This is a genomic window from Citrobacter sp. Cpo090 (genome assembly GCF_030332665.1).
Lineage (GTDB): Bacteria > Pseudomonadota > Gammaproteobacteria > Enterobacterales > Enterobacteriaceae > Citrobacter > Citrobacter portucalensis.
In genome coordinates, this window is the sequence record NZ_JAOWHK010000038.1 from 433,221 (window position 1) to 454,647 (window position 21,427).

The window sequence follows — 21,427 nt, forward strand, 5'->3', positions numbered from 1 at the left end:
AAGTTGTACCCGCCTGGGATTAAGATTACTGCATTCCGCAGTTAAGCGGCGTAACATACGCGGCATCGGAGTAATGTAATTCATACTGGCTAAAACAAGCTAAAAAGCTATAATTCAGCAACAATTGAATAGGTGAATGACTTAATGATTAATTTGAAAGCAGTTATTCCGGTAGCAGGTCTGGGGATGCACATGTTGCCTGCCACGAAGGCAATCCCTAAAGAGATGCTGCCGATCGTAGACAAGCCGATGATTCAGTACATTGTCGACGAAATTGTAGCTGCCGGTATCAAAGAAATCGTTCTGGTGACTCATGCGTCTAAGAACGCGGTTGAGAACCACTTCGACACCTCTTACGAACTCGAATCACTCCTTGAGCAGCGTGTTAAGCGCCAGCTTTTAGCCGAGGTGCAGTCTATTTGTCCTCCGGGCGTGACTATCATGAACGTTCGTCAGGCTCAGTTACTGGGTCTGGGTCATTCCATTCTTTGTGCTCGTCCAATTGTTGGGGATAATCCGTTTGTCGTCGTGTTGCCTGACGTCGTTCTGGATACCGCAAGTGCGGATCCGCTGCGCTACAACCTGGCTGCCATGGTTGCTCGTTTTAATGAAACCGGACGTAGTCAGGTGCTGGCTAAACGCATGGATGGCGACCTGTCTGAGTACTCGGTTATTCAAACCAAAGAGCCTTTGGACAACGAAGGTAAAGTCAGCCGTATCGTTGAGTTCATCGAAAAACCGGATCAGCCACAAACGCTGGATTCCGATCTGATGGCCGTAGGGCGCTACGTGCTTTCTGCTGATATCTGGGCTGAGTTGGAAAAAACTGCTCCAGGTGCCTGGGGACGTATTCAGCTGACTGATGCTATTGCAGAGTTGGCTAAAAAACAGTCTGTTGATGCCATGCTGATAACCGGCGACAGCTACGACTGTGGTAAAAAGATGGGCTATATGCAGGCATTCGTTAAATATGGTCTGCGTAACCTGAAGGAAGGACCGAAGTTCCGTAAGAGCATTGAGAAGTTGCTTAGCGAGTAGAGATTTACACGTCTTTGTGACGGTAAGCCAGAAAAAATAGCGGCAGCTAACATCCCAGCTTCTATGCTTTAAGCAATGGAATGTTACTGCCGTTTTTTTATGAAAAATGACCAATAACAACAAGTTAACCTACCAAGTTTAATCTGCTTTTTGTTGGATTTTTTCTTGTTTCTGGTCGCATTTGGTAAGACAATTAGCGTTTGAGTTTAAGATTACTTTGCTATCGCAGGCGGGGCTGGATACATCTTTGGCGTATTGTTAGGTAGTGCTCTGGTAGCTGTAAGGCCAGGGGCGGTAGCGTGCATTTTTGAAATGCCCATATATTATCGTTACCAACAATATAAGTAACAAAGGTGGAATTATCTTACCAAACCATTAAATGGTATGAATATGAAGCAAAAATTAATAATTATTGGCGCTGGTGGTTTTGCTAAGACTGTAATTGATAGTTTGGATCATAAAAAATACGAAATCAAAGGTTTCATTGATACGTTTAAAACAGGTGAGCATCAAGGATACCCTATTTTAGGTGATGCTTTTAATGTCATAGATAAACCTAACCAATACGTTTACTTCATTGCGATCGGTGATCCTGATTACAGAGCCTTATGGATGAAGTTAATAGAAGAAATGCAACTTACAACAATCAATGTAATTGATAGAACATCTATAATTTCTGAGCGTTCCAGGCTTGGTACCTGTATTTATGTAGGGAAAATGGCCATCATTAACTGTGATTCAGAACTAGAAGATGGTGTAGTGGTAAACACGAGAGCATTAGTAGAACATGGGAATTATATATCATATTGTACAAATATCTCCACTAATGTTGTTCTAAATGGCGATGTTTCCGTTGGGAATAAATCCTTTATAGGAAGTTGTACCGTTGTTAATGGGCAACTTAAAATAGGTAATTCGTCAATTATTGGTTCTGGATCTGTAGTTATTCGTGATATTCCTGACAATGTAGTAGTGGCTGGAGCCCCTACAAAATTTATTAGAACAAGGTGATTTTTATGTCGAAGATTTATATTGTTGCTGAAATTGGGTGTAATCATAACGGAGATTTCAAGTTAGCTAAGAAAATGGTTAAAGAAGCAAAATCAGCTGGGGTTGATGCTGTGAAATTCCAAACATTTAAAGCTGATCAACTTATCTCAAAGTATGCCCCTAAGGCCGAATATCAAATCAAAGTTACAGGAAATGAAGAATCTCAATTAGATATGACTCGTAAGTTAGAGTTACCATATGAAGAATTTGTGAAACTGGAAGAATATGCAAAAGAACTTGGCTTAGATGTATTCTCAACACCATTTGATTTTGATTCGATCGATTTTCTTGCATCCAGAAATCAAAAGGTTTGGAAGATTCCATCAGGTGAATTATTGAACTTACCGTATTTAGAAAAAATTGCCAGATTACCAATCGAAGATAAAAAGATCGTACTGTCAACAGGAATGGCAACAGTTGATGAGATCAATTTGGCATTAAAAGTTTTTACTGATAATGGCATTGTTCCTGAAAATATAACAATATTGCATTGTAATACAGAATATCCAACGCCTTTTGAAGATGTAAACTTGAATACGATTTCTGGATTCAAGAACATTTTCAGTAAATACAATGTTGGATTTTCTGATCATTCACCCGGTTATTTTGCTGGTATTGCATCAGTGCCTTACGGTATCACTTTTATTGAAAAACACTTTACACTGGATAAAAATTTTGAAGGTCCAGATCATAAAGCTTCCGTAACACCAGAAGAACTTAAATTACTATGCGAGGGTATACGTGCAGTAGAAGCCTCGCTTGGCAGTTATGATAAATTGGTAACGAATTCAGAACGGAAAAATAAAATAGTAGCCCGTAAATCAATTGTCGCTAAATGTGTAATAAAAAAAGGTGACGTATTTACAACGGAAAATATCACGACAAAACGACCAGGAAACGGAATTAGCCCAATGCATTGGTATGAAGTATTAGGGAAAATAGCTGAAAAGGATTTTGATGAAGATCAACTAATTGAACACTCTGAATTTAGTGAACAAGAGGTCTAAGTTGTGTCATTAAAAAAAATTGCCATAATTCCTGCTCGGTCTGGCTCTAAGGGATTGCCTAGTAAAAATATACTAATGCTCTTGGATCGTCCCTTAATTGCTTATACTATCGAAGCAGCCATTAATTCAGATATATTTGATAAGGTTATTGTTTCAACCGATTCGTTAGAATATAAAAACATTGCAGAGAAATATGGTGCGGAAGTAATATTGCGTACAGAGGAATTAGCATCAGATTCGGCTACCTCCTTTATGGTAATTCAAGATGTGCTTGATAAATGTAAGGGTTATGATTATTTTGTACTTTTACAACCAACATCTCCATTCCGTAATTATAAGCATATCAAGAACGCTGTTAAACAATTTGAAAATAATAATGATGCGAAATTTTTAGTATCTGTAGTAGAAAGTAATAAAAGTTCAGCATTAATTAAACCGATTGATGATTCATTATCATTGAAGAACTTTGACGCTGATTTCAGCAACTATCGTAGACAAAATAAAAAAGAATATTGCCCAAACGGTGCAATTTTTATTGGTTACGTATCTGATTATTTAAGGAAAAAACATTTCTTTGGTGCTGACAGTATTGCCTATATCATGAATAAAGAAGATTCTATTGATATAGATGATCAATTGGATTTTGAAATGGCAATTCTTATTCAAACCAAAAGAAATAAAAAAATAATACTAGACAATGCCATAATCAAACGTATTTCTGATAAAAAGGATTTATTTAATAAAGCTTATCCGATTACACTGATTGGACATTCAATTTTTGACTATTGGGAGCTTAATAATATATCTGGAATGAAGGTTAACAATCTAGGAATTGCTGGCATTGATAGCGAAAGATATTATAAATATATAATGGAAAAAGACATACTCACAAATATTGGTAAGTATGTATTATTAATTTCAGGAACAAATGATATTGTTATCGATGGTTGGAATCCAGAATATACTATAACATGGACGAAAAAACTGATCGATAGAATTAAATCTATAAACCCAAATGTTACTATATTCCTACTTGCAGTGCCGCCTGTTCTTGGAAGAATAGATAGGAATAATAATACCATAAAAAAATTAAACTCAGCAATGATGGAATATTTTAGCAAACTAGATAATGTTATTTGGACGCCTTTATCGCCATCTTTTTATGATGGATTTGGCAATCTGAATAAAGAATATACTTATGATGGTTTGCATTTCACATTACAAGCATACAAACAGTTAGAAAATGATATTTCGAGTGTCTTAAAATGAAAAAAAAATTGCTCTATGTTACTGGCTCAAGAGCCGAATATGGCATTATGAAACGACTTTTAAAAAGTCTGAAAGATGATAATGATATTGATTTATCTATTATTGCCACAGGAATGCATTGCGATTCAAAATATGGTTATACATATAAAACCATCGAGAAAGATGGTTTTATAATTAAAAAATTAATTGATTTAGAGTTAAATAATAAAACAAATGCCGATATATTGAAATCTATGTCAATATGCCAGCAAAAATTTGGTGAGCATTTCCAGGAAAATAAATATGATGCTGTCATTATATTAGGGGACCGATACGAAATATTCTCAGTAGCAGTAGCTGCTGCTATGCATAACCTACCTATTATTCATCTTCATGGCGGTGAGAAGACGTTAGGTAACTATGATGAATTTATCCGACATTCAATAACGAAAATGAGCCGCCTGCATCTAGTGTCAACAGAAGAATATCGAAAAAGAGTTATTCAACTTGGTGAAGATCCTCATTTCGTATTTAATGTTGGTGCATTAGGTGCAGAAAATAGTTTCTTACTTGACCTACCAAAAAAAAATGAATTAGAGAAGAAATTAGGTAAACTGGAACGCAAATATTTTGTTGTGGTTTTCCATCCAGAGACATTGTCAAACTCATCCGTTGAAAGTCAATTCTCTGAGCTTTTAAGTGCACTAGAATATTTTAGAAAAGAATACGATTTTATCTTTATTGGTTCTAATTCTGATACAGGTGCACACAAAATAAAAGAAATGACAGATATTTTTTGCCAACGCTATGGATGTCGTTACCTGGTATCAGTAACACCTGAAGAATATCTTGCACTAAATAAATATTCCATAGGTTTAATTGGAAATTCCTCATCGGGTTTAATTGAAATACCTAGCCTTAAAGTTCCAACAATAAATATTGGCGATCGTCAGAAAGGGCGTATTCGAGGAGAAAGTGTTGTCGATACTCTTTGTCAAAGAGAAGATATCCGTGAAGCAATTTTAAAGGTAACCGAAAATAGTTTTATTAGTAACTTGGAAAATTCTAAAAACCCATATTTTATGGAAAACGTTAAAGATAGAATTATAAAAATAATAAAAGAATTTATATCAAATGATCTTGCTAAGTTAGGCTTCAAAGAATTTTATGATTTGTAAGTTCGAGGGAGCTATCTATTTAGAAAACTCTAATTTTAATGTTGTATCAACTATAATGTTTAAGTATTTTGAATTGTTAAATGAAAAAATCTCATTTTGTATATTACTCTAGTATAGGTATACGGGGCTTTACGTTACTGAGTAAATTTGCGTTTATAATTATATTAGCTAAATTGCTGCAATCATCTGATTTGGGTGTTTATGGGCTTATTAGCGCTGCAGTTGGTTACGCAATTTTTGCTATTGGGTTTGAATTCTATACTTATAGTACACGTGAAATAATAAATTCGAAAATTGATGATCTTTTTTTTATTTTGAAGAATCAATCATTTTTCTATGTCTTATCATATATATTTTACATTCCTATTTTTTTTATTATCAAATACTATTCTCTCCTTCCAGAAGGAAGTGAGTACTGGTTCATTGCTATTCTCTTCTTTGAACATGTGGCTCAAGAAATTAATAGAATATTGATCACTCTCGAAAGTCAAGCTTTTGCTAGTCTTGTTTTGTTTATCCGACAAGGACTTTGGTGCTGGATAGTGATAGCTATTATGCTATTTTTCCCTTCACAAAGAACTTTGCTTACCGTTTTCACTCTATGGCTATTTGGAACGTTTTGCGCAAGTGTTACTGGTGTTGTTTATATATTAATAAAACATAAAAATTATCATTCATCAACAATTAGCTGGCACTGGATAAAGAAAGGCATTATCCTTTCCGCACCGATGCTAATAGCGGCTTTAGCGCTTAGAGGATTTTTTACATTTGATAGATTTACCGTTGAACACATCTCTGGACTTAAGACTCTTGGTGCATACACTTTATTTATTAGTATGACTGCAGCAATACAATCTTTCCTTGATACTATCCTTATATCCTTTTCTTTTCCCAAGTTAGCAAAACTGTGTTACCGAAAGGAATATGCTGAATTTATTATTGGGATGAAGTTATTTGCAATAAAATTAATAGCCGTGTCATTTTTATTATGTATTTGCTGCTTCTTTACTGGTTATATCCTTATTAATTGGATTGGTAAGAAAGAGTATTTTGAGTTGCTTCCATTATTTCTGTTATTAATTATAGCAACGTTCATCTATTGCTTAAGCCTTATCCCTCATTTAGGTCTTTATGCTTTACGAAAAGATAAGATGATAGTATGGAGTCAGTGTCTGACATTTTTATTATTTTTGGCGTCCCTTTATGTAACACTAAAAGCTGCTGACATTAATTATATTGCTTATGGAATGATTATTTCGTTTACAGTTTTACTTTTTTTAAAGCTAGCTATGTTTATGAAACTTTTGGCTAGAATCAGATAATACACGTGCTAACAGTTTTTATAATATTAAATTAGCTATTAATTTATTACTTCGTTTTGATAGGCATAATGAAGTATGATTGAAATTTTATTGTTTTGAATGAGTATTCGTGCTCTCAATGGATCTTCATTAAATTCAATAGATACGAAAAGGTTGAACCACACAATGCAATTGAATACCAATAGAGTACTGGCTACATTATTTTTGAATGGAATGGTACTGATTCCAGGTCTATTAATGGTGTTGTTCGATGGAGTTGACTCAAACTTTATTGGTGTTTTATTGATATCAACTATACTACTATTATTAGTATTTTTAACTGGCTTTAATAAATTTAAAATAAGTAGCTCATTTTTAATATTCAGTGTCATATTGTTCTTGGTGCTATTACTTCATTTGGTGATCTGTACTATTCTTTTCCAGAATAGTGATAATACATATCTAAAAAGTATCATGTCATTAATATCTATAATCTACATATTATCTGCATGTTATTTTTCAAGTATAGCAATTGCTAATATCACTCAGCAGGAATTTGAAAAAATAGTATCACATCTATTTATGTTGCTGATAATTTTGGGACTGGCTTGTTCCGTTTTCATATTATCAAGTAGTGGTACTAGCAAGAAAATGTTATTTTTTACTGAGCCCTCTCATTATGCTCTTATAGTTACAATTTTTTATTGTTATAAAATTTCTCAAAAAAAATCAAACATACTCTATGGGATTCCTCTTTTATTCACTGCACTAGTTATACAGAATCTAACATTGATTGTTGGGGTTATTATTGCGATAGCTATAAACTTCATGAGAGCAAAATCATTATTTGCCATAACAGTTGCCATAGCTTTGGTATACGTATCTATCATTGGATTATTAAATAATGATGAACTAAGTTATTATTCACAGCGTCTAGATGTCAGTCAAGAATCAACAAATACCTCAACATTAACTTTATTATCTGGATATGAGCAGGCATATTTAGCTTTACGAGATAGTTATGGACTTGGGTATGGGTTGCAACAAATGGGCTATTCCAATGAAAGAGGTATGTTTGCTTCAATAATTGGACAGTTAAGAGGTGGTAATACAGATTCAAACTTATATGATGGCGGATTATTTATATCTAAAATAGTTGTCGAATTTGGATTTTTAGGGTGTGCTTTCTTTATTTATACTATTTTCTTAGCCTGTATATGGTTTAAAAATAATGACAAAAAAACAAAGTTTTTTAGTTCAGTTTTAATAATGAGCATAATGTACTTTTTGCTAAGAGGCTCAGGTTATTTCACTCCATCAGCAATGTTAATATTTGTATCAGTGATCTATTTAGCCAAGGAAAATAGAGATAAAAAGAAATTGACGAATTAAAATATTACGTCTTAGCTTCTTAAATTGATTGCAAGCATGTATAAAACTAAGTAATAAAAGTTTTTATTAGAATGTAATTTTTACCATAAACAATGGGCATGTCTTAATGAGTATTTCTTATAAAGAATATCTACACTGCTATATGTTGGCAACTGAAAATGAAATCTCCATTGATGAACTATTAATTGCTGGCATGAAAAATAGAATGCCAGCGATGCCTCGTATCAGCAAGTGGGTATATTCCATCTATAAGTTGTGGGCGGTGTATATTTTACTTATGATTTTTTTTATATTGGGTGGTTTTATACTTTATCCAATATTAAAATTTATAATTGCAGTATGTGGGAAAATAAAAACAAAAAAACGCTACCTAACTAACAAAAATGGCTTCTACTACTTTTCATTCTCAGAAATAGGGACGGAACAAGTCATTACTTATTTCAAGAAAAATAAATCAACTGAAAATGAATTAAACATTATAGCGCCATTGTCTTGTAAAAGTAAGCATAATGATACAGTCATTTCATTATATGAAGTTGTTTCATATTATGAAATTTTCAAAAGCATGTTACTTAGTATATCTACGTTTTTATATTTTTTTAAGTCTGTCAATCATCTTAAATGGGTCCTTCAAATATACACTGCCCCATCATGGTTTCTTGTAGCAATAGCACTGAATAAGATACAAGGAGAAATTGTAAGTAGCGAACACTATGATCGCTGGGCGGTACTGATTGATGTTATATCTGGCAAAAAAAAGAACCGATATACTCTTGTGCAGCATGGTTCTTTAAAAGCACTTGATTCAAATGCCTACTTGGCTTTTCAAATACCATATAAATTGAAGCATGTAGGTAAAATAGTAGTATTCGATGAACTAGAGTATAAGTTTTTCTCTGACAAAATATTAGATCCAAGTTTAACTGAAATTATAGAAGTGGAATATAGCAAACCTGAATTATCTCTGTCTCAGGTGACATCTAGTCAGCTAACATTGCTTTTCATTGGACACTCATTGTGTGAGAAAGAGCAACTGAGGATTTGTTCTCAAATAAATAGAAAAATTAATAACTGTACTATTTATTATAAAGAACATCCTAAGGCAAGAGCCTCCTTAGAAGTCAGAAATTTTAACTTCAATTTTATTACAGATGATAGATTTTTTCCTGATGTAGATATAGTAATTTCATATCCATCAACTCTTGCTTATCAATATGAAGAAAAGGGAATACCGGTTTTATTTCATGGGCTACATGTAGTACACTCAGATGAAGTTGATGAAATTGTTGCGAAAGTTATTTTAAATTGGGGTAAATATGAAGAGTCAAAATTATAAAATTTGTAGCAGCTGTATTATGGATACATCTGATCCTAATATAGTCTTTGATGAAAGAGGAGAGTGCGATTATTGCAATAATTTCAAGAATAACATATTGCCAAATTGGAATTTTGGGGTAGTCAATGGAGATGGCCTTAAGAATCTTGCTGCAGAAATAAAGGAAGATGCTAAAGGTAATGATTTTGATTGTATTATAGGCCTTTCAGGGGGACTAGATAGCTCATATGCTGCATATATTGCAAAAGAAAAGATGGGGCTTCGCCCGTTATTATTCCATGTTGATGCTGGCTGGAATACAGATCAGGCAGTTGGTAATATTGAAAAACTTATTGAAGGACTTGGGTTAGATCTTTATACAGAGGTGGTAAACTGGGAGGAAATGAAGGATCTTCAACTATCTTTCCTGAAATCAGGAATTCCAGATCAAGATTTAGTTCAGGACGCTTCGTTCTTTTCATCTTTATATAAGTTTGCTAGACAACATAAAATTAAACATGTTATTACTGGTTCAAATTTCTCTACTGAGTGTTGTCGTGAACCAGAAGAATGGGGAGGGTATTTAGGTATTGATACTCTATTATTTAATGATATCCACAGACAGTTTGGAACACGGCCATTAAATACATTCCCCTTGGTGGATATATTGGTCTATAAGCTCTTTTACCAGAAAATTCTTGGTATGAAAGTGCACCATCCATTGAATTTAGTTCCTTTCAATAAGAAAGATGCTGAAAATGAACTTAGTGAAAAATTTGGCTGGCAACCCTTCCAGCATAAACATCATGAGTCCCGTTTCACTCGCTTCTATGAAGATTATTGGCTGCCGCGTAGATTTGGTTATGAGAAACGGAGAGCTCATTTCTCAAGCTTAATTATGACAGGCCAGATGACTCGAGAACAAGCTCTTGAGAGGCTTTCAAAACCAGAAATGGATGAACATTTTCTTGAGCAAGAGTTTGAGTATGTTGCTCATAAACTTGGTATTAGTGTTGAAGAGTTGCAAGAGCTATTTACTATGCCCAAAAAAACCTACAAAGATTATAAAAATAAACGTTGGTTGATTGGTTTAGGTGCAAATGTTCTACGTACACTTGGATTGGAAAAACGGTATTTCAGATGATCAAAATTATTGATTATGGTATTGGAAATATACAAGCATTCCTAAATGTATATAAGCGACTAGGAATTAATGCAGATGTTGCTCGTTCCGTCGATGATATTAAAAGTGCTACGCATTTAATACTACCTGGAGTTGGCGCTTTTGACCAGGCCATGACTCTTTTTAATAACTCAGGTTTACGAGATAGTATTGAAAAGCGTATTTTTGAGGAAAAGATTCCAATTATTGGTATTTGTGTAGGTATGCAGATGCTTGCGACCTCTAGTGAGGAGGGGAGTATGCCTGGTTTAGGATGGATTCCAGGTACAGTTCGAGCATTCAGCAGCAATATCTTGTCAAAAAACCTCCCTATGCCGCACATGGGGTGGAATAATCTAATTAAGAAAGTAAATGCATCATTGCTGAAAGGTTTTGAAGAAGAACCTTCCTTTTATTTTTTACACTCATTCTATTACGAATGTGATGATGCAGGTGATGTATTAGCAACTGCCGAATATGGCCATGATTTTCATTGCATTATTGGTAGGAACAACATATATGGTATTCAATGTCATCCAGAGAAAAGCCATTCGTCAGGCTGTAAACTATTAAAAAATTTCGCAGAGATCTAATAACATGCTTAGACCAAGAATCATACCCTGTTTACTTATCCACGATTCTGGCTTAGTCAAAACAGTTAATTTTAAATCCCCGAAGTATGTAGGTGATCCAATTAACGCCGTCAAAATTTTCAATGAGAAAGAAGCTGATGAATTGATGGTCCTTGATATTGATGCGACGTCCATGGGGTTAGAACCTAATTATGATTTAATAAAAAAACTCGCAGCGGAATGTCGTATGCCTTTGTGCTATGGAGGAGGGGTAACCAGTGCAGCACAGGCTGCAAAAATTATCTCTCTTGGTGTTGAAAAGGTATCAATAAGTGCAGCTGCCGTTGAAAATCCAAATCTTGTCAGAGAGTTAGCAGAAGCAGTTGGTAAACAAAGTGTTGTTGTTGTGCTGGATGTTATCAAACGAAAAGGTCTTTTCTCAAAAGGATATGAGCTTTCGACTAGGAATAACACCAGGACGCATAAAATCGATCCTATCTCGTTTGCACAAGAAATGGCTGCTATGGGTGCGGGTGAAATTGTCATCAATTTTATAGATAATGATGGTGTTATGGGGGGATATGATGTGACATATTCCTCGACTATCAAATCTCAAATAAACGTTCCTGTTACATTTCTCGGTGGGGCGGGTAGTTATGAACATCTTTCCGAATTGATTGACCAATGTGGCATCGTTGGGGCAGCGGCTGGTAGTCTTTTTGTATTTAAAGGGAAGTATAGAGCGGTATTGATAAGCTATCCTACACCTGAACAGAAAGATATGATTTGTAATGGTTTAATAAAAAATTATTAATAAGGGTTTACGATGTTTAAAGATAAAATACTATTGATTACTGGTGGTACCGGGTCTTTTGGTAATGCTGTATTGAATCGTTTTCTTTCCACAGATATAAAAGAAATTCGGATTTTTTCTCGCGATGAAAAGAAACAAGATGATATGCGGAAAAAATATAATAATCAAAAGTTGAAGTTTTATATTGGTGATGTCAGAGATTACCGTAGTATTTTGAATGCGACTCGTGGTGTTGATTTTATATATCATGCAGCAGCACTTAAGCAGGTTCCATCATGTGAATTTCATCCTATGGAGGCTGTTAAAACTAATGTCCTTGGTACGGAAAATGTTCTTGAAGCAGCTATAGCGAATGAAGTGAAAAGGGTTGTATGTCTAAGTACTGATAAAGCTGTATACCCGATCAACGCAATGGGTATTTCAAAAGCTATGATGGAAAAGGTTATGGTTGCGAAATCCCGTAATGTTGATCGCAACAAAACAGTAATATGTGGTACCCGTTATGGGAATGTTATGGCATCTCGCGGTTCAGTGATTCCATTATTTGTTGATCTTATTAAAGCCGGAAAGCCACTTACAATTACTGACCCTAATATGACCCGTTTTATGATGACTCTTGAGGATGCAGTAGATTTAGTTCTTTATGCATTCGAACATGGTAATAATGGCGATATCTTTGTACAAAAAGCTCCTGCTGCAACTATCGAAACATTAGCAATTGCTTTAAAGGATTTACTAAATGTTGCGAATCATCCAGTAAATATTATTGGTACACGTCATGGTGAGAAATTATTTGAAGCTCTGCTTAGTCGAGAGGAAATGATCGCTGCTGTAGATATGGGAGATTATTACCGCGTTCCACCAGATCTTCGTGACCTTAATTATGGAAAGTATGTTGAACAAGGTGATAGCCGCATATCTGAGGTTGAAGATTATAACTCTCATAATACTCAAAGGTTGGACATTGAAGGCATGAAAGCTCTCTTGCTCAAATTGGCCTTCATTCGAGCGCTTCGTGCTGGTGAACAATATGACCTGGATTCATGATATGAGAATATTGATTACTGGTGCAAATGGTTTTATTGGTCGTAATTTATGTTTGAGGCTTGAGGAACTCGGTTATAAGAATCTCATCAGAATTGATCGAGATTCAACAAATCAAGATCTTGAACGCGGTTTACAGGATGCTGATTTTATTTATCACTTAGCTGGTATCAATAGACCTAAGACTGATGATGAATTTATTTCTGGAAATAGTGATTTAACTAAGTACATAGTTGAGTATCTCCTTTCTATTGAAAAGAATACACCAATTATGCTAAGTTCTTCGATACAAGCAGAACTTGATAATGCTTATGGATTAAGCAAAGCTATAGCTGAAAGACATATCGAAAAGTATGCCGCTATTAGTGGTTCTCCATATTATATTTTCAGATATCCAAACGTTTTTGGTAAATGGTGCCAGCCAAACTATAATTCTTTTGTAGCGACTTTTTGCCATAACATTGCCAATGATATTGACATTACTATCAATGATGCATCAGCGCCAGTCAATCTGGTTTATATTGATGATGTTTGTACTGATGCGATAGCTCTTCTCTCTGGGACGGTTGAAAGCGGATATAAAGTTGTTGCGCCAATTTATTCAACTACAGTTGGTGAAGTTGCAGAATTAATTTATAGCTTCAAAAATAGCCGTTCCACCCTTATCACAGAAGCTGTCGGGACGGGATTTACCCGTGCATTGTATTCTACATGGCTGAGTTATCTACCAGCAGAGAAATTTGCGTACAAGGTACCTTCTTATGGGGATGCTCGCGGAGTCTTTTGTGAGATGCTGAAAACGCCTACAGCGGGGCAGTTTTCATTTTTTACTGCTCACCCAGGTATTACGCGTGGCGGACACTACCATCACAGTAAAAATGAGAAATTCTTGGTCATTCGAGGTCAGGCATGCTTTAAATTTGAACATGTGATTACCGGTGAGCGATATGAACTGAAAGTTTCATCTGATGAGTTTAAGATTGTTGAAACAGTCCCTGGTTGGACACATGACATTACAAATATTGGAACTGATGAATTAATAGTCATGCTCTGGGCAAATGAAATTTTCAACCGTGATGAGCCTGATACTATTGCGAGACCTCTATAATGAAAAAATTAAAAGTTATGTCTGTTGTTGGGACCCGCCCTGAGATTATCCGTTTGTCGAGAGTTCTTGCTAAGCTTGATGAACACTGCGATCATATTCTTGTCCATACTGGTCAAAATTATGATTACGAATTAAATGAAGTATTTTTTAATGACTTGGGTGTTCGAAAACCTGATTATTTTTTAAATGCAGCGGGTAAAAATGCGGCGGAAACTATTGGCCAGGTTATTATTAAGGTAGATGAAGTATTAGAAATCGAAAAACCTGAAGCAATGCTGGTGTTGGGAGATACTAATTCATGTATTTCTGCCATTCCGGCCAAACGTCGTAAAGTGCCTATTTTTCATATGGAAGCAGGTAACCGTTGTTTCGATCAACGCGTGCCTGAAGAAACCAACAGGCGTATTGTTGACCATACGGCTGATATCAATATGACCTACAGTGATATTGCTCGTGAATATCTCTTAGCTGAAGGTATCCCTGCTGATCGGATCATAAAAACTGGTAGCCCCATGTTTGAGGTACTTTCATATTATATGCCCCAAATTGATGATTCAGATGTACTCTCGCGTTTGAATCTACGGTCTGGTGAATTCTTTGTTGTCAGTGCGCATCGTGAAGAGAATGTTGATTCTCCTAAACAGCTCGTAAAACTTGCGAACATTCTAAACACTATTGCTGAAAAATATAATCTTCCAGTAATTGTTTCCACACATCCACGGACACGTAACCGAATCAATGAACAAGGAATTGAATTTCATCCAAATATAAATCTACTGAAACCACTGGGTTTTCATGATTATAACCACTTGCAGAAAAACTCACGTGCTGTGCTTTCAGATAGCGGCACTATCACTGAAGAGTCATCCATCATGAATTTCCCTGCGATAAACATTCGGGAAGCGCACGAGCGTCCGGAGGGCTTTGAAGAAGCATCCGTCATGATGGTGGGGTTGGAGTGTGAGCGCGTATTACAGGCGCTGGACATTCTGGCAACACAACCGCGTGGCAAAGTCCGTCTTTTACGTCAGGTTAGCGATTACAGCATGCCGAATGTATCGGATAAAGTTGTTAGAATTGTTCACTCTTACACGGATTATGTTAAGAGAGTTGTCTGGAAAGAATATTGATGAAACTTGCTTTAATCATAGATGATTACCTTCCCAACAGTACTCGTGTTGGTGCAAAAATGTTCCATGACCTGGCTCAAGAATTTATTCATCGTGGGCACGATGTTACGGTAATTACTCCTGATACGGGCATGCAAGAAGATATTTCTTTTGATACCTTTCAGGGGGTCAAAACATGGCGTTTTAAAAGTGGACCGCTCAAGGATGTAAGTAAAATTCGGCGAGCGATCAATGAAACACTTTTGTCTTATCGCGCGTGGAAAGCCATCAAAAATCGGGTAAATAAAGAGACCTTTGATGGGGTGGTTTATTACTCACCTTCTATATTCTGGGGGTATTTAGTTAAAAAAATAAAGTCTCGTTGCCAATGTCCAGCCTATCTTATTTTAAGAGATATGTTTCCCCAATGGGTAATTGATGCAGGGATGCTTAATGCAGGTTCCCCCATAGAACGCTATTTTCGTCTTTTTGAAAGAAAATCTTATCGTCAGGCTAACCGTATTGGACTTATGTCTGATAAGAATCTTGAGGTTTTTCGGATGACAAATAAGGGCTATCCGTGCGAAGTTCTTCGTAATTGGGCATCCCTAACACCAACGGTCTTACCCAAGGATTATCTACCACTGCGTAAGCGACTTGGCCTTGAAGATAAAATCATTTTCTTCTATGGTGGAAACATCGGTCATGCACAGGATATGGCAAACTTGATGCGCCTTGTGAGAAATATGGCGGCATATCCGCAGGCTCATTTCCTTTTTATTGGCCAGGGTGATGAAGTTGAATTAATTAATTCCTTGGCTGCTGAGTGGGCATTGACGAATTTTACCTATTTGGCCTCGGTTAATCAGGATGAATTTAAATTCATTTTATCAGAAATGGATATAGGCTTGTTTTCTCTTTCTGCTAAACACTCTTCCCATAATTTCCCCGGTAAGTTGCTGGGTTATATGGTTCAGTCTCTGCCTATTTTAGGTAGCGTGAATGCTGGAAATGATTTGCTTGATATCGTCAATCAAAATAACGCTGGATTAATACATGTCAATGGTGAGGATGATAAACTATGCCAATCTGCGCTGTTAATGCTGAATGATGTTAATATTCGCCGCCAACTTGGTTTAGGCGCAAATATGTTGTTGAAAGCGGAATTCTCTGTTGAGTCTGCAGCGCAGACGATAGAAATGAGACTGGAGGCATACAATGCGGTTAGTTAATAATAACCAAATTGACGAATTATACGATCAAGCCGAGCAATCAGAACGTTTGCGCTCCCATCTTTTGATGCATGAATCGCATCAAGAAAAGGTACAGCGGTTACTCATTGCATTAGTCAAGGGCAGCTATGTGGAACCACATTATCACGAACTACCTCATCAGTGGGAAATGTTCATTGTTTTGCAGGGGCAACTGCAGGTTTGTTTGCATAGTAAAAATGGCGAAGTTATAAAGCAATTTGTTGCAGGAGAGAATACCGGAATTAGTATTGTGGAGTTTTCTCCAGGAGATATACACAGTGTTGAATGCCTGTCTCCGCGCGCGCTTATGATGGAAGTGAAAGAAGGACCATTCGACCCTTCTTTTGCAAAATCGTTCGTGTGATGCCTGTTTGAACGCATCTTCCGCTATCTGCCCAAGCTAAACATGAGTTAACATCTATACCACATTTTAAGCCGCGCACATGCTGCGCGGTGACCACACCTGACAGGAGTATGTAATGTCCAAGCAACAGATCGGCGTCGTCGGTATGGCTGTGATGGGGCGCAACCTGGCGCTCAACATCGAAAGCCGTGGTTATACCGTCTCAATCTTCAACCGCTCTCGCGAGAAAACTGAAGAAGTTGTTGCCGAGAACCCGGGTAAGAAACTGGTTCCTTATTACACGGTGAAAGAGTTCGTCGAGTCTCTTGAAACCCCACGTCGTATCCTGTTAATGGTGAAAGCGGGTGCTGGCACTGATGCTGCTATTGATTCCCTGAAGCCGTACCTGGACAAAGGTGACATCATCATTGATGGCGGTAACACTTTCTTCCAGGACACTATCCGTCGTAACCGTGAACTGTCTGCTGAAGGCTTTAACTTCATCGGCACTGGCGTTTCCGGTGGTGAAGAAGGTGCCCTGAAAGGCCCATCTATCATGCCTGGCGGCCAGAAAGAAGCGTATGAGCTGGTTGCGCCTATCCTGACCAAGATTGCTGCGGTTGCTGAAGATGGCGAACCATGTGTAACTTATATCGGCGCTGACGGTGCGGGTCATTACGTGAAGATGGTGCACAACGGTATCGAATATGGCGATATGCAGCTGATTGCTGAAGCCTATTCTCTGCTTAAAGGCGGCCTTAATCTGTCTAACGAAGAGCTGGCAACCACTTTTACCGAGTGGAATGAAGGCGAGCTAAGTAGCTACCTGATTGACATCACCAAAGACATCTTCACCAAAAAAGATGAAGAGGGTAAATACCTGGTGGATGTGATCCTGGACGAAGCGGCGAACAAAGGCACCGGTAAATGGACCAGTCAGAGCTCTCTGGATCTGGGTGAACCGCTGTCGCTGATCACCGAATCCGTATTCGCTCGCTACATCTCTTCTCTGAAAGACCAGCGCGTTGCGGCATCTAAAGTGCTGTCTGGTCCGCAGGCTAAACTGGCTGGTGATAAAGCAGAGTTTGTTGAGAAAGTTCGTCGCGCGCTGTACTTGGGTAAAATCGTTTCCTACGCGCAGGGCTTCTCTCAACTGCGCGCTGCGTCTGACGAATACAACTGGGATCTGAACTACGGTGAAATCGCGAAGATCTTCCGCGCGGGCTGCATCATTCGCGCGCAGTTCCTGCAGAAAATCACTGACGCTTATGCTGAAAATAAAGGTATCGCAAACCTGCTGCTGGCTCCGTACTTTAAAAATATCGCTGACGAATATCAGCAAGCGCTGCGTGATGTAGTGGCTTATGCTGTGCAGAACGGCATTCCGGTACCGACCTTTTCTGCAGCGGTAGCCTACTACGACAGCTATCGTTCTGCGCTACTTCCGGCTAACCTGATCCAGGCCCAGCGTGACTATTTCGGTGCGCACACGTATAAACGCACAGATAAAGAAGGTGTATTCCACACCGAATGGATGGAGTAAGTCTTCTGACGTGCACTGGCCCGGTTTTTTTGACCGGGCTTTTTTTTATCTCGAATTCTATTGATTTAAGTTGATTGCTTAATCTTTTCTTAATATTCCTGGCGTACTCTGATAAAGAAAATCTTAATTGTTTTGACCTTCGTTGACTTGATATTCAAAAAAAAGTTAAAACATTATCCTCTTATCAAGATGTACGGCATCATGATTAAATATTAAGATAATACTGAGAGCATGAAATGAAAATCGCCATTTCTGGTACTGGGTATGTTGGTCTGTCAAATAGCCTTCTTATCGCCCAACATCATAAGGTCATTGCTCTGGACATTGTTCCCTCACGTGTCGAGATGCTAAATAATCGGATGTCTCCGATAGCTGATCAAGAAATTGAACAGTATCTGCAATCAAAAGATATAAAATTCGAAGCTACACTAGATAAATACTACGCTTATCAGAGTGCAGAGTTTGTCATTATTGCAACCCCAACAGACTACGATCCTAAAACTAATTACTTTGATACTAGCAGTGTCGAGTCAGTCATACAGGATGTTATTGAAATAAATCCAGATGCCTTAATGATAATAAAATCGACAGTTCCTGTCGGTTTTACTCAATCAATGCGTCAAAAATATAGCTCAGATAATATCATCTTCTCCCCTGAATTCCTGCGTGAGGGTAAAGCTCTATACGACAACCTGCACCCATCTCGTATCGTTATTGGTGAACGTTCCGAACGTGCCGAGCGCTTTGCCTGGTTGCTGCAGGAAGGAGCGGTGAAGAAGGATATCCCGACCTTATTTACCGACTCGACTGAAGCCGAAGCCATCAAGTTGTTCGCTAACACCTATCTGGCGTTACGTGTGGCCTACTTTAACGAACTGGACAGCTATGCCGAAAGCCTTGGTCTGAACTCACGGCAGATTATTGAAGGTGTGTGTCTGGATCCCCGTATCGGTAATCACTACAATAACCCGTCATTCGGCTATGGTGGCTACTGCCTGCCGAAAGATACTAAGCAGCTGTTGGCGAATTATGCATCTGTGCCAAATAACATTATTGGTGCAATCGTTGATGCAAACCGGACGCGCAAAGACTTTATCGCAGACTCTATTCTTGCCCGTCAACCTAAAGTAGTTGGCGTATACCGTTTAATTATGAAAAGCGGTTCCGATAATTTCCGGGCATCATCTATTCAGGGCATTATGAAGCGTATTAAAGCCAAGGGGGTATCTGTTATTATTTATGAACCCGTCATGGTAGAGGATGAGTTTTTCCACTCTCGGGTAGTGCGTGATCTTAATGCGTTCAAAAATGAAGCGGATATTATTATTTCTAACCGCATGGTGTCAGAATTAGCTGATGTCGCCGATAAAGTATATACCCGCGATTTGTTTGGTAGTGATTAATCTCATCTCCATAAAAAAGGCCTTATAAAAGGCCTTTTTGTTTTAATCAGGTCAGTGATTAAACTTTGTAGCAATCACGGTGCCAGTTAACAAAGTTCTTAACCACAACTTTAACTGTTGTTTCAGGCGTAAAAACAATAACATCGTTACAGTGCTTTAGTGTCTGCGTTGGTTTCCAGTACATTACCTGGCTGTAATGGTAGCTTTTTTTGTCGCTTCAATACTCAGCCATCTTCCAAAGCCTGGATACAGGCTATTAGCTCAACCGGTTAGCTATTGCTGATATTGTCGACGCGATAGGGTGCAATGTTGACTGTAGGCGTGCCCGTTTCTACGGTCCATTGCTGTCTGCATCGATCCACTTATGTTTAATCGTATCGATTTTCAGTAGTGATTGAAATACCAATCAAAATCCCTGAAACAATTTGATTTTTTTATCATTAATCCTATGGCATTGCCTCAATTTATAGCTAAACTGATTCCAGTTTAAGTCTTTCCTTATCTAGGGTTTCTATGTCTGTAAGTGATAACAACATGTCCGGGCGCAGTCACGATCCGGAACAGATTGATTTGATTGATTTACTGGTACAGTTATGGCGTGGGAAAGTAACAATCGTTATCGCGATTGTTATTGCCATAGTGCTTGCTGTGGGCTATCTGGCAGTTGCTAAGGAGAAATGGACCTCAACAGCCATTATTACTCAACCAGATGTGGGTCAGATAGCCACCTATAACAACGCCCTCAATGTGTTGTATGGTGCCAGCGCCCCCAAGGTTACTGAGCTGCAGACAAACGTTGTTGGTCGTTTCAGTACCTCTTTCTCTGCATTGGCTGAAACGCTTGATAATCAGGAAGAACCACAGAAACTGTCAATTGAACAGTCTGTTAAAGGTCAACCGCTGCCGTTGGCGGTTTCTTATGTGGGTGGCTCACCAGAAGACGCTCAGCGTCAGCTTGCTGAATATATTCAACAAACAGATGAAAAAGTTGCTAAAGAGCTGGGGCTTGACCTGATAGATAATATCAAGTTGCAAACCACCACGTTGCAAGACTCTCTGAAAACACAGGAAGTAGTCGCTCAGGAGCAAAAAGATCTGCGAATTAAGCAAATTCAGGAAGCGCTGCGTTATGCAGAGCAGGCCGGGGTGACTAAGCCGCAAATTCAGCAGACGCAGGATGTGACGCAGGACAGTATGTTCCTGTTGGGTAGTGATGCCCTGAAGTCCATGATTGAGCATGAATCTACACGTCCTTTGATATTGTCTGATAACTACTTTCAGACCAAACAAAAGCTGTTGGATATCGAAAATCTTAAGCTTGAAGGGAGTGAGTTACACGCCTACCGTTATGTGATGAAACCAACGTTACCGATTCGTCGTGACAGTCCGAAAAAAGCGATTACCCTCGTGCTGGCGGTTCTGCTTGGTGGGATGATTGGTGCCGGTGTGGTGCTGGGGCGAAATGCTCTGCGTGGTTACAAATCCAAAGCAGAGTAAGTCTGAAGCTGACAACAAAAAACCGGGCAGCGCCCGGTTTTTTCATATCT

The 21,427-nt window shown here is 37.9% G+C and carries 19 protein-coding genes and 1 pseudogene; 19 read left to right on the forward strand and 1 reads right to left on the reverse strand.

The features are described 5' to 3' along the window. Positions 1 to 144: 144 nt before the first annotated feature. The 18 genes from galF to ugd all read left to right on the forward strand — a co-directional run bounded on the left by galF (position 145) and on the right by ugd (position 19,880). Positions 145 to 1,038 carry a GalU regulator GalF gene (galF, locus tag OGY83_RS24450; RefSeq protein ID WP_079937532.1) on the forward strand — a complete coding sequence of 298 codons (894 nt, stop codon included), beginning with the start codon at positions 145 to 147 and terminating at the stop codon, positions 1,036 to 1,038. 390 nt (positions 1,039 to 1,428) lie between these two features. Further along, a complete protein-coding gene (locus tag OGY83_RS24455) occupies positions 1,429 to 2,049 on the forward strand; it encodes a NeuD/PglB/VioB family sugar acetyltransferase (RefSeq protein WP_191214329.1) in 621 nt (206 codons plus the stop codon). Between the two features lie 5 nt (positions 2,050 to 2,054). Next, complete coding sequence (gene neuB, locus OGY83_RS24460) at positions 2,055 to 3,095, forward strand: N-acetylneuraminate synthase (protein WP_191214330.1); 1,041 nt, start codon at positions 2,055 to 2,057, stop codon at positions 3,093 to 3,095. Between the two features lie 3 nt (positions 3,096 to 3,098). Beyond that, entirely contained in the window at positions 3,099 to 4,364 is a 1,266-nt protein-coding gene (locus OGY83_RS24465) for a cytidylyltransferase domain-containing protein (RefSeq protein ID WP_286637110.1), read from the forward strand. After that, positions 4,361 to 5,521, forward strand: coding sequence for a UDP-N-acetylglucosamine 2-epimerase (gene neuC, locus OGY83_RS24470; RefSeq protein ID WP_286637111.1), 1,161 nt, complete (start codon positions 4,361 to 4,363; stop codon positions 5,519 to 5,521). Before OGY83_RS24465 ends, neuC begins: the two co-directional genes overlap by 4 nt. An 80-nt stretch (positions 5,522 to 5,601) precedes the next feature. Further along, positions 5,602 to 6,843, forward strand: coding sequence for an MATE family efflux transporter (locus OGY83_RS24475; RefSeq protein WP_286637112.1), 1,242 nt, complete (start codon positions 5,602 to 5,604; stop codon positions 6,841 to 6,843). A 165-nt stretch (positions 6,844 to 7,008) separates the two neighbouring features. Beyond that, the gene (locus tag OGY83_RS24480; RefSeq protein WP_191214333.1) at positions 7,009 to 8,214 is read left to right on the forward strand and encodes a hypothetical protein; all 1,206 of its coding nucleotides are present in this window, start codon (positions 7,009 to 7,011) and stop codon (positions 8,212 to 8,214) included. Between the two features lie 106 nt (positions 8,215 to 8,320). Then, complete coding sequence (locus OGY83_RS24485; RefSeq protein WP_191214334.1) at positions 8,321 to 9,550, forward strand: hypothetical protein; 1,230 nt, start codon at positions 8,321 to 8,323, stop codon at positions 9,548 to 9,550. Next, positions 9,531 to 10,673: an N-acetyl sugar amidotransferase gene (locus OGY83_RS24490; protein WP_191214335.1), complete on the forward strand. Its 1,143-nt coding sequence runs from the start codon at positions 9,531 to 9,533 to the stop codon at positions 10,671 to 10,673. The genes OGY83_RS24485 and OGY83_RS24490 overlap by 20 nt, the downstream gene beginning before the upstream one ends. Beyond that, positions 10,670 to 11,284 (forward strand): imidazole glycerol phosphate synthase subunit HisH, encoded by a 615-nt coding sequence (gene hisH, locus OGY83_RS24495; protein WP_079940119.1) that lies wholly within the window; start codon positions 10,670 to 10,672, stop codon positions 11,282 to 11,284. The genes OGY83_RS24490 and hisH overlap by 4 nt, the downstream gene beginning before the upstream one ends. A 4-nt stretch (positions 11,285 to 11,288) precedes the next feature. Next, positions 11,289 to 12,077, forward strand: coding sequence for an AglZ/HisF2 family acetamidino modification protein (locus OGY83_RS24500; RefSeq protein ID WP_286637113.1), 789 nt, complete (start codon positions 11,289 to 11,291; stop codon positions 12,075 to 12,077). 12 nt (positions 12,078 to 12,089) lie between these two features. Then, positions 12,090 to 13,124: a UDP-N-acetylglucosamine 4,6-dehydratase/5-epimerase gene (fnlA, locus tag OGY83_RS24505; protein WP_048235062.1), complete on the forward strand. Its 1,035-nt coding sequence runs from the start codon at positions 12,090 to 12,092 to the stop codon at positions 13,122 to 13,124. 1 nt (position 13,125) lies between these two features. Further along, the gene (gene wbjC / locus OGY83_RS24510) at positions 13,126 to 14,229 is read left to right on the forward strand and encodes a UDP-2-acetamido-2,6-beta-L-arabino-hexul-4-ose reductase (protein WP_286637160.1); all 1,104 of its coding nucleotides are present in this window, start codon (positions 13,126 to 13,128) and stop codon (positions 14,227 to 14,229) included. Further along, positions 14,229 to 15,359, forward strand: a complete 1,131-nt coding sequence (gene wecB / locus OGY83_RS24515) for a non-hydrolyzing UDP-N-acetylglucosamine 2-epimerase (protein WP_048235066.1) — start codon at positions 14,229 to 14,231, stop codon at positions 15,357 to 15,359. The genes wbjC and wecB overlap by 1 nt, the downstream gene beginning before the upstream one ends. Next, positions 15,359 to 16,570 (forward strand): glycosyltransferase family 4 protein, encoded by a 1,212-nt coding sequence (locus OGY83_RS24520; RefSeq protein WP_286637114.1) that lies wholly within the window; start codon positions 15,359 to 15,361, stop codon positions 16,568 to 16,570. Before wecB ends, OGY83_RS24520 begins: the two co-directional genes overlap by 1 nt. Continuing rightward, a complete protein-coding gene (locus OGY83_RS24525) occupies positions 16,557 to 16,955 on the forward strand; it encodes a WbuC family cupin fold metalloprotein (RefSeq protein WP_286637115.1) in 399 nt (132 codons plus the stop codon). The genes OGY83_RS24520 and OGY83_RS24525 overlap by 14 nt, the downstream gene beginning before the upstream one ends. Before the next feature lie 115 nt (positions 16,956 to 17,070). Further along, positions 17,071 to 18,477 carry an NADP-dependent phosphogluconate dehydrogenase gene (gnd, locus tag OGY83_RS24530; RefSeq protein ID WP_286637116.1) on the forward strand — a complete coding sequence of 469 codons (1,407 nt, stop codon included), beginning with the start codon at positions 17,071 to 17,073 and terminating at the stop codon, positions 18,475 to 18,477. A gap of 236 nt (positions 18,478 to 18,713) precedes the next feature. Continuing rightward, entirely contained in the window at positions 18,714 to 19,880 is a 1,167-nt protein-coding gene (gene ugd, locus OGY83_RS24535; protein WP_286637117.1) for a UDP-glucose 6-dehydrogenase, read from the forward strand. A gap of 58 nt (positions 19,881 to 19,938) precedes the next feature. Here the strand turns inward: ugd and OGY83_RS25225 are convergent. Continuing rightward, positions 19,939 to 20,221: pseudogene (locus OGY83_RS25225) on the reverse strand (protein CapI); the annotation flags it as partial. 172 nt (positions 20,222 to 20,393) lie between these two features. Between OGY83_RS25225 and wzzB the strand changes: the two are divergent. After that, entirely contained in the window at positions 20,394 to 21,377 is a 984-nt protein-coding gene (gene wzzB, locus OGY83_RS24540; RefSeq protein WP_286637118.1) for an LPS O-antigen chain length determinant protein WzzB, read from the forward strand. Positions 21,378 to 21,427 lie beyond the last annotated feature (50 nt).